Source organism: Bellilinea sp., from assembly GCF_053501535.1.
This window is the reverse complement of sequence record NZ_JBRCOK010000004.1, coordinates 1-9,956: the sequence shown is the minus strand read 5'-3', so window position 1 is coordinate 9,956 and position 9,956 is coordinate 1. Positions and strand designations below refer to the sequence as shown.

The window sequence follows — 9,956 nt, the reverse complement described above, 5'->3', positions numbered from 1 at the left end:
CGGCCTGAGCATGGGCGGCTTCGGTACGTGGTATCTGGCCGCCCGCTGCCCGCAGCGCATCGCCGCCATCGCGCCGGTGTGCGGCGGCGGCCTGCCCTGGATGGCCGACCGGCTCAAGGATGTGCCGGTGTGGGCCTTTCACGGCAGCAAAGACAGTGTCGTGCACCCGCGCGAGTCGCGCGTAATGGTGCAGGCCGTCAGGCAGGCCGGCGGCAAAGCCCGCCTGACGATCTACCAGGGCGTTGGCCACGACTCGTGGACGCAGACCTACGCCAACCCCAAACTCTACACCTGGCTGCTGCGCCATAAACGCTCTGTCTGATACAAGTCTTTGATCGGCCGTGCTGACCCTGCCCCCGCCCCGCCGACGTGGGTCTCCCCCTCTCCAAACGGAGAGGGGTTAGGGGGTGAGGTTGAACAATAACGGGGATTTACCGGACGAAGCGCTAAACGCTGGTTCAGTCTACAGGAGGGGGAGCGTTTGCTGCCCGTCGAACTGGTTCTGCTGATCGCCGCCGTGCTGGTGCTGCTCAGCGTTGCCGCCAGCAAGGCGTCGGCGCTGCTGGGCGTGCCGGCTTTCGTGCTGTTCATCGGCATCGGCATCGCCGTCTCCGAGCTGCCGCTGGGCCTCAGCTCGCTCAACGACCCGTGGGTGGCCCAATTGTTGGGCGTGCTGGCGCTGGTGCTCATTCTGTTCTCCGGCGGCCTCGACACGCGCTGGGACGACATCCGCCCAGTGGTGTGGTCCGGCTTGTCGCTGTCCACGCTGGGCGTGGCGGCCACCGCCGCGCTGGTGGGCCTTTTCGCCCACGCTGCGCTCGATTTCACGCTGGCCGAGGGTCTGCTGCTGGGCGCTATCGTCGCCTCTACCGACGCCGCCGCCGTGTTCGCCGCCATGCGCTCCAGCCGCATCAACTTGAAAGGCCGCCTGGAGCCGCTGCTGGAGATGGAATCCGGCAGCAACGACCCGATGGCCATCTTCCTGACCGTCGGCATCATTCAGTTGATTCAATTCCCCAACCGTTCCCCTCTCAACCTGATCGGCTTATTTGCGCTGCAAATGCTGGTTGGCGCGCTGATCGGCCTGCTCATGGGGCGGATCATGGTCTGGCTGATCAACCACATCCGCCTGGGGTACGAGGGGCTTTACCCGGTACTCACCCTCTCGCTGGTTTTCCTCACCTTTGGAATCACCACCATTCTCGGCGGCAGCGGCTTTCTGGCCGTTTATTTGACCGGCATTGTGCTGGGCAACCGCGAGTTCATTCACCGCCGCAGTTTGCTGCGCTTTCATGACGGGCTGGCCTGGTTGATGCAAATTGCCATGTTCCTCACCCTTGGTCTGCTCGTCTTTCCTTCGCGGCTGGTTTCGGTTACCGGCAGCGGATTGCTGATTGCCGCTGCTTTGATGCTGCTTGCCCGTCCGCTCAGCGTTTTAATCGCCCTGATCGGCAGCCAGTTTGCCTTTCGGGAAAAGTTGTTCATCTCATGGGTTGGACTGCGCGGTGCGGTACCCATTATTCTGGCAACTTTTCCACTGCTGGCACAAATCCCGCAGGCTGACTTGATTTTCAACATTGTCTTTTTTGTGGTGCTCACCTCGGTGCTGTTTCAGGGCACCACCATCACACCGGCGGCACGCTGGTTAAAACTGGATGCGCCGGCCGCCCCCAAACGGATTTATCCAATTGAATTCACCCCGGTCGGCGGTTTCAAAAGCGAATTGAAGGAACTGGCAGTACCGCCGAATTCGCCGATGGCGGGAAAAGCCATTGTAGAACTCGGCCTGCCGGATGATTTTCTGGTGGTTTTAATTGCCCGTCAAAACGATTTTGTGATGCCCAGCGGCGGCACAGTCATCGAGCCGGGTGATACCTTGCTGGCGCTGGCAGACGCCGCAACGTTTGAGGAAGTCTGCCGGCGATTATGCCCGCCGTCCTGAGGCAGAAAACACAATCGGCGATATAATACTCCTATCACTCTACCTTAATCAGGAGAAACGAATGGGGAACTTTGATTCCAGACAGGGCATTGGTACGCTGGTCAATCACTTCAACGAAGGGGAAAACCCCTACCACGCGCACGTGGCACCCATCTTCCAGACTTCAACCTTCGGCTTTCCGGATGTGGCTACGGGTGCCGCAATCTTCAAAGGAGAAGACAGCGGATTCACCTACACGCGCATCAAAAATCCAAATCAGGTTCAACTGGCGGGCAAAATTGCCGCCCTGGAAGGATTGGACCTCCTGCGCGCTCAACCGCAGCGCAGCCCTGACGAGGTTGTCGCCGGTCAGGTGTTTGCCACCGGTATGGCTGCCATCACCACCGCCATTCTGGCGCGGGTCAAAGCCGGTGATACGATTATCGCCCAGGAGGCCCTCTACGCCGCGACTTTCACTTTTCTTGATCAAATTTTGCCGCGTTACGGCGTAAAGGTTGTCTGGCTGCGTGATCTGCAGCCGCAGGCCTGGCAGCAGGCCTTTGAGCAAAACCCCAGCGCCGTGCTGGCCTATGTGGAAACCCCGGCCAACCCCACCATGGCGATTGTGGACCTCAAAGCCGTAGCCGAAATTGCCCACCACCACAACGCCTGGGTGATGGTGGATAACACCTTTGCCAGCCCATATGCTCAGCGCCCGCTCTCGTTGGGAGCCGATGTTGTCCTGCACTCCACCACCAAATACCTGTCCGGTCACGGCACCATCGTCGGTGGAGCAGCTGTCAGTCGCCATGTGGATTGGGTACACGGCCCCCTCACCAGCCTGCTCAAGACGCTTGGCGGAACGGCTGCCCCCTTCGACTGCTGGCTGACCAATTTGGGTTTGCGCACCTTTGAACTGCGCATGCAGCGCCATTGCGAAAATGCCATGCAGGTTGCCGGTTATCTGGAAGACCATCCCAAAGTTGCAAGGGTCTTTTATCCGGGACTGGAATCTCACCCCGATCACAAACTGGCAAAAAAGCAAATGTACGCCTTCGGTGGGATGATGTCCTTCGAACTGAAGGGCGGACTGGCAGCCGGTGAAGCTTTGCTCAACCACGTTAAAATGATGACCCTCGCCGTTTCGCTGGGCAACACCGACACCCTGATTCAACACCCGGCCAGCATGACTCACGCCAATGTGCCGCGCGAGGAACGCCTGAAAATCGGCCTTACCGATGGGTTGGTGCGCCTTTCGGTTGGCGTGGAAAATGTCGAAGACATCCTCCGCGATCTGGATCAGGCATTGGCATACGCCTGAGTTAAAGCCGTTTTAACCGACTAAAAGCCGCTGCGCAAACCTGCAGCGGCTTTTTAAGATGTTGACAAACCTGAAATTTATAGATTTTTTAAGGTAAATTTACCCTAAGCGTGTTATTGTTTAATAACGATTGGCATAGAAGGGAAAGAGTGAAAGGGCGGTCAGGTTTTATCTGGATTTTTGCAGTTTTGATTGCGCTGCTGAGCGGTTGGCTGGCCATTCCGCCTCAGGCCGATGCCGATTCGATTCTGCCAGCGGATCAACCCCCGGTGGATATCGAAGTCCTGCAGGAGATTCAGGAAGAGGGCAGCGCCGATTACTGGATCCTGTTCGACGCACCAGCGGACCTCACCCCCGCCACCCTGATGGATTGGGAGGAACGCGGCCGATATGTCTACGATCAATTGAGGCGCGCCGCCCAACTCACCCAGGCACGCGTTCAAACGGAGTTGCAGCGCCTGGGAGTTAATTACCAGTCCTTCTGGATTCAAAATGCCATTTATGTCGAATCTTCCGGGGAAGCAACATTACAACAGATGCTGAATTTCCCCGAAATTCAATCCATCCGCGCGCCGCGCCAAATTTACTTACATGATGTCCAGCGCCCGCTCTTCCCGGCCGTGACCGTTCAAGCCGTGGAGGAGAACCTGACTCACATTCAGGCGCCGCAGGTATGGCAGCGGGGTATTACCGGCCGCGGCCTGACCGTTGCCAGCATTGATACCGGTGTGCGCTACACCCATCGAGCGCTGATCAACGCCTACCGTGGCAATCTGGGCGGGGGCAATTTTTCTCACGACTATAACTGGTTCGATCCTTACCTGCAACAACCCGCTCCGCTGGATCTTCACGGTCACGGCACACACACCATGGGTATCATGATCGGCAAAGACGGCAGCAACAATCAGATTGGCATCGCGCCGGGGGCAGACTGGATTGCCTGCCGCGGCTGCAAAGGCAACACCTGCGGCGAAGCGCAATTGCTGGCCTGCGCCCAATTTGTGCTGGCGCCCACCCGCACCGATGGCAGCCAGCCCAACCCCGACCTGCGCCCGCAGGTGGTCAACAACTCGTGGGGAGATTGCGGGAGGAAGTACGATGGCTGGTTTCAAAGCGCTGTGAACGCCTGGCTGGCGGCCGGCATTTACCCGGTATTTTCGAACGGCAATGCCGGCGGGTGCGGTTATGATTTTCCACCCGGCTTGAACACGGTTGGCAACCCGGCCCGTTACGGCAGCGTGACCGGGGTGGGTTCCAGCGGTAACAACAACGGGCAGTATGCAGCCCATTCCAACTGGGGGCCAACCGACAACCCCGATACCATCAACCCCCGCCAGGGGTTTGCCAGCCTCAAACCTCAGGTGCTGGCGCCGGGGGTCAACATCCGTTCGGCTTTTGCGGGTACCGATACCGCCTACGCCTGGCTGTCAGGCACATCCATGTCAGCGCCGCATGTAGCCGGTCTGGTGGCGCTGATCTGGCAGGCGGCCCCCTGTCTGGTGGGCAATTACGCCCTCACCGAAACGATCATCGAGCAAACTGCAACGCCGGTGTATTACGACGACGGCTCGCCCGCAACGCCGACCAACCTGCCCAATTATGCCGCTGGTTGGGGAGAAATCAACGCACTGGCAGCCGTGCAGGCAGCTCAGAACCACTGTGCCAACACAGCAACCCTGCAGGGACTGGTTCGCGGCAGTCAGGTCTGTGATGCTTTCCAATTTCTACCCGTGCAGGGCGCAACAATCACGGCCTACAGCGCTAATTCACCCGACCAGCCCGTTCGCATCACCACCACCGCCGCGGATGGAACTTACCTGCTGACTTTAAGCCCGGGCAGCTACCGTCTGACAGTTGCTGCGGAGGGGATGATTGAACAGGAAGTCTGGTTGACTTTACCCGCCAGTCAAACCACAGTGCAGAATTTCGACCTCCTCTCCGACCATCCCTGTCTGCAAGCAGAAAGCAGCTCTTTTCAGGTGGAATTACAAACCGGCGAAAGCACGACCCACAGCATCAGTCTTTCCAACCAGGGCTGGCAGGAAACCCCCTTTTCAATTGTCAAACGGACACTGCATCAACCGCCTCTGCTGGCAGATGGCGGCTTTGAGCTGGGCAACTCTTCCAGCAGCCCATGGCGGCAGTACTCGCTCTTGTTCGGAACGCCCCTGTGCAGCGTTTCAACCTGCGGCGGTTACGGTTCGGCTTTGCCCCACAGCGGACAGTGGTGGGCATGGTTCGGCGGGGCATCCAAAACCGAAGAAGGGTGGCTGGAACAATCCTTCAGGCTGCCGGCCGGAAAGGGGTTTTTACGCTTTTACCTGCAGGTGAAAGGCTGCGGCAACCCGGCCGATTTTATTCAAATACTGGTGGACGAAAACGAAATCTGGCGTCAAAATGTCAGCGGCATTCATTGCTGGCAAACCGATTACCGCCGTCATGAGGTGGATCTATCTGCCTTTGCAGATGGTAACAGCCACAATCTCAAGATTTACTCGCAGCAAACCACCTCCGCAACGACCAATTTTTTCCTCGATGACCTGACCCTCTGGCAGGAAACCGACTGGCTGCAAATTGAACCGGACAGCGGCAGTCTGCCAGGTGGCTCGACCATTCCCCTCCACCTCACCGTGAACAGTGAGGGTCTGCTGCCAGGAATGCACCGCGCCGTGCTGGAACTGCATAGCGGCGACGAAATCCTCACCCAAATTCTGGTCGAGGTAAAAATCAACGCTCCCTATCAATATTACTTCCCTCTCATCGGCAACGCTGGGCGGTAGCACATCAGCGCAGATATTTCAGCCCCGTGCCGGTATTGAGCAGTAAAATGCGTTCACGCGGCTGCAGCCAGCCGCTTTTAACCAGATGATGCAAAGCAGCCAGGTTGGCTGCCCCCTCCGGTGCGGCAAAAATTCCCTCACGGCGCGCCAGTTCCTGCTGAGCCTGCCGGATTTCATCATCGCTGACCGCCAGCGCCAACCCGCCGCTTTCGTACAGCGTTTGCAGGATAAGCCGGTCGCCAAAGCTTTTTGGCACGCGCAAGCCGGAAGCCAGCGTTTGGGCGTTCTGCCAGAATTCGCAGGTTGAGGCGCGCTTTTCAAATGCAGCCACTACCGGCGCGCAGCCGGCTGCCTGCACCGCCACCATGCGCGGCAGTTTTTCCCCGTCCAGCCAGCCCAGCTGACGCAATTCTCCAAGTCCCTTCCAGATGGCAACCAGCCCCATTCCCCCGCCGGCCGGATAGACAATCACATCCGGCAAGCTCCACGCAAAAGCCTCGGCAATTTCATACCCCATCGTCTTCTTGCCCTCCATGCGATAGGGCTCCTTGAAGGTCGAAACATCCAGAGCGCCGCTTTGACGGGCCGCCTCCACCGAAAGCCGCGCCGCATCGCTGATCAGTCCATCCACCAGCCTGACCTCGGCCCCGGTAATGCGCGTTTCCTCGATATTTGCAGGCGGCGTATCGGCTGGCATAAACACCTGAGCAGGCAGACCGGCACGAGCAGCATAGGCTGCCAGTGCACCGCCGGCATTTCCGGCGGTGGGAATGGTCAGACATTGCGCGCCCAGTTCGCGGGCGCGCGAAACGGCAGCCGACAAGCCGCGCGCTTTGAAGGTGCCGGTCGGGTTGAGGCTTTCATCCTTCAGGTAGAGGTGCGGCAGGTGCAGTTCACTGCCCAGCTGCGGCAGGTGCAGGATGGGTGTATCTCCCTCTCCCAGTGAAACAATTTGATCCTCACTTTGAACGGGCAGCAGTTCGTGCCAGCGCCACATCCCCCGCTGGCGGGTCTGAAACTGCTCGCGCTTCAACTGTTTTGCCACGCTCATCAGATCGTAACGTGCCAGCAGGGGTGTCTGGCAGTCCGGGCAGAAAGTTTGCAACCGTTGAGCATCAAAGGATGCACCACACTGGGAGCATTCAAGATGGGTCAGGAAGGAAAAGGGAGTTGAGGTGGACAAGGCAATCATCCTCGCGGGTAGAGTTGGAAAACGGAAAACCTGCTGGCGATATTATAATGCCGCAAGCCTTTTCAACCGCTTGCTTTAGGGATAAGATAGGCGCGTTCAAATTAATTGGGGAGCAGACTTGAAAACCATGAAACCATTCCTGCATCTTCCGCCTGCGCTGCGCCACCGCAAATTCACCCTGCTGTGGGCTGGAATGCTCATCTCAGTCGCCGGTTCACAAATGCAATTGTGGGCTTTGTTCTGGCACATTCGCACCCTCAGCGATCAGCCGGTAGCCGTCAGCGGGGTGGGCGTAGCCCGCTTCATCCCCATTTTACTGCTTTCCCTGTTTGCCGGCCTCATGGCTGACCGGCACAATCGCCGACGGCTGATGCTTACCACTCAATCGGTCATGATGCTGACCGCCCTCATCCTCGCCGGTCTGACCGCTTTCGGAATGATCCGCCTTTGGCATGTTTATGTCCTGACTGCCCTGCAAGCTGCCGCGATTGCCTTCGATACCCCGGCGCGGCAGGCGTTGATTCCCAACTTGCTGCCCAAAGAAGACCTGCCCAGCGCCTTCAGCCTCAACTCTATTGCCATGACCACCGGCTCAATCGTCGGCCCGGCATTGAGCGGCGTAGTCATTGCCTACGCTGGACAGGAATTTACCTATTTGCTGAATGGCATATCTTATCTGGCAGTCATTGCTGCGCTGATCGCCATGGGAGAAGTACCCCAGCAGGCTGCAGCCCGGCTCAGCGCCAAACGTGGTATTGATTGGCCCGCCATCCGGCAGGGTATCCGCTTCATCCTCCATTCACCCATCATCCTTTCCTCGATGCTGCTGGACTTTTTAGCCACTTTCTTTTCCTCGGCCAACACACTGCTGCCATTCGTGGCACAGGATATTCTCCGGGTCGGGCCGGTTGAATACGGCTGGTTGGCGGGTGCTCAATCCGTGGGCGGGATTATCGCCGGCCTGGCACTCTCCCAACGCAGCAATCTCCGCAGGCAGGGCATCATCCTGATGGATGCTGTACTGGTCTTCGGCGCCGCCACAATGATCTTTGGTCTTTCGCGCTGGTTCTGGCTGACCTTCCTGGCGCTGATGCTGATTGGCGCAGCCGATGCAGTTTCCACCATCCTGCGCAACACCATCCGTCAGCTGCAGACGCCAGATGCTCTGCGGGGACGCATGGTGAGCATCAATCAAATTTTCTTCATGGGCGGGCCGCAACTGGGCGAAATCGAAGCCGGTGTGGTGGCTCAGGCGTTTGGCGTGCCGGCTGCCATCATCACCGGCGGGTTGGGTTGCATTCTGGCGGTTGGTCTGGTGGGTTGGCGCTGGCCGGAGCTGCGCCGCTTCAACGGTGACGAACCCGTTCTGGCAGGTGCGCGCAGTAGCGCCGATTGATACCTCCCAACCCCAGGGATAGAGTTTACACAACCCTTTGTATTTGGGGCAATTTTCGGCTACCATTCAAGCGGAAAATGCCCATGCTGATCCAACTGCGCGAATTTTTACTGAATGGACTGACCGGCAGCCACCCCCAACGGGTGCTGAACAACCCGCCGGGGCAGGAAATTCCGCCTGCTCCCATGGAAAGACTGGATGAAGCCTTGCGGTTGCTGCTCAACCGCTTGATTGGGGATGCCATCTCGCCGGACGGCAAAGAGGTGGATTACCAGTGGCTGCGTTCCAGTTCCCTGTTTACCCGCGACTTCCGCAATTTGACCATTGCCCTGAACCGATTCGACCCACGGCAGCTTCGCAACCGCGCCGAGCAAATCTGCTTCTGGATTAACCTTTATAATGTGCTGGCGCTGCATGCGGTCATCGAGCTGAATGTGCACACCTCAGTCAGTGAACGCTGGGGAGGCCTGGCTTTCTTTCGGCAGGCAGCCTACTGCGTGGGCGGTCAGCGGCTGTCACTGGATGACATTGAACACGGCATTTTACGCGCCAACCGCGGTCACCCATTTTTACCCGGCCCGCAGTTTGCCAAAAATGACCCACGCCTGGCATGGGCATTGCCGCGCGTGGATGCGCGCATTCATTTTGCCCTGAATTGTGCCAGCCGTTCCTGCCCGCCAATTGGGGTTTACCGCCCAACGCACCTTGACCAGCAACTGGATTTGGCGGCCGCTCATTTTGTCGAACAGGACATCGAACGAGTTGGAGAAACCGGCCTGCGACTTTCCAGCATCTTTCGCTGGTATCAGCAGGATTTTGGGGGTGTTGAGGGAGTGATTGATTTTTTGCTGCGCTTCTTACCCGCAGGCGATCCTCGCCGCGGCTGGCTTGTCGAAAATCGCCGGTCGGTGAACCTGCTCTACCGTCCGTATGACTGGCAATTAAATCGCCTTTGATTGACAAAGGGAACATCTTCCCCCGCCGTTCAAAGGTTGATTTTTCCCCTCTTTTGCCCCCCAGAGGTTTATCATCATCTTGAAACAATATCCTCACCAAAATTTACAACTTTTTTAAGGTTTTTTCGTTAAAATGATAATGAACAATTGTGGGGGTTGACCATCCACCCCATAAAGGAGAACATCATGATAGAAAACTTAAAGTTTTGTCAATTTTGCGGCGCGCCGCTGGAAGCAGACATGAAAGTGTGCGCCGGCTGCGGGCAACCCGTTGGTGGAACTGGATCACCGATGGAATATGTGGAAGGGACATCCGAAACCGCTGCGTCATCCCCCCAACCGGGAACTCTGCCAGAAGAAGAACCGCCTGTCGAACCCCCCACCCAAGAA

7 protein-coding genes and 1 pseudogene are annotated in these 9,956 nt (G+C 58.0%); 7 read left to right on the top strand and 1 reads right to left on the bottom strand.

Annotated features, from left to right (window positions below):
• The 4 genes from ACWIZX_RS00290 to ACWIZX_RS00275 form a co-directional block, all read left to right on the top strand.
• The coding region (locus tag ACWIZX_RS00290) for a carboxylesterase family protein (RefSeq protein WP_448334435.1) at nucleotides 1–322 on the top strand (322 nt) is incomplete at its 5' end.
• A gap of 159 nt (nucleotides 323–481) precedes the next feature.
• Complete coding sequence (locus ACWIZX_RS00285) at nucleotides 482–1,942, top strand: potassium/proton antiporter (RefSeq protein WP_448334434.1); 1,461 nt, start codon at nucleotides 482–484, stop codon at nucleotides 1,940–1,942.
• 61 nt (nucleotides 1,943–2,003) lie between these two features.
• Complete coding sequence (locus ACWIZX_RS00280; RefSeq protein ID WP_322794444.1) at nucleotides 2,004–3,242, top strand: trans-sulfuration enzyme family protein; 1,239 nt, start codon at nucleotides 2,004–2,006, stop codon at nucleotides 3,240–3,242.
• Nucleotides 3,243–3,391: 149 nt separating this feature from the next.
• Complete coding sequence (locus ACWIZX_RS00275; RefSeq protein ID WP_448334433.1) at nucleotides 3,392–6,022, top strand: S8 family serine peptidase; 2,631 nt, start codon at nucleotides 3,392–3,394, stop codon at nucleotides 6,020–6,022.
• Nucleotides 6,023–6,026: 4 nt separating this feature from the next.
• Here ACWIZX_RS00275 and ACWIZX_RS00270 read toward each other — a convergent pair whose 3' ends face one another.
• On the bottom strand, nucleotides 6,027–7,205 hold the full coding sequence (locus ACWIZX_RS00270; RefSeq protein WP_448334432.1) for a threonine synthase: 1,179 nt from the start codon (nucleotides 7,203–7,205) through the stop codon (nucleotides 6,027–6,029).
• A gap of 136 nt (nucleotides 7,206–7,341) precedes the next feature.
• On the opposite strand from ACWIZX_RS00270, the gene ACWIZX_RS00265 reads away from it, so the two are divergent.
• The 3 genes and pseudogenes from ACWIZX_RS00265 to ACWIZX_RS00255 all read left to right on the top strand — a co-directional run.
• Nucleotides 7,342–8,610 carry an MFS transporter gene (locus ACWIZX_RS00265; RefSeq protein ID WP_448334431.1) on the top strand — a complete coding sequence of 423 codons (1,269 nt, stop codon included), beginning with the start codon at nucleotides 7,342–7,344 and terminating at the stop codon, nucleotides 8,608–8,610.
• 83 nt (nucleotides 8,611–8,693) lie between these two features.
• A complete protein-coding gene (locus ACWIZX_RS00260) occupies nucleotides 8,694–9,566 on the top strand; it encodes a DUF547 domain-containing protein (protein ID WP_448334430.1) in 873 nt (290 codons plus the stop codon).
• Nucleotides 9,567–9,752: 186 nt separating this feature from the next.
• Nucleotides 9,753–9,956, top strand: a pseudogene (locus ACWIZX_RS00255) (hypothetical protein); the annotation flags it as partial.

What these genes read in the sequence shown, in the direction of transcription:
- ACWIZX_RS00280 (WP_322794444.1), top strand. Translation starts at nt 2,004, where the DNA reads ATGGGGAACTTTGATTCCAGACAGGGCATTGGTACGCTGGTCAATCAC.
- ACWIZX_RS00265 (WP_448334431.1), top strand. Translation starts at nt 7,342, where the DNA reads ATGAAACCATTCCTGCATCTTCCGCCTGCGCTGCGCCACCGCAAATTC.
- ACWIZX_RS00260 (WP_448334430.1), top strand. Translation starts at nt 8,694, where the DNA reads ATGCTGATCCAACTGCGCGAATTTTTACTGAATGGACTGACCGGCAGC.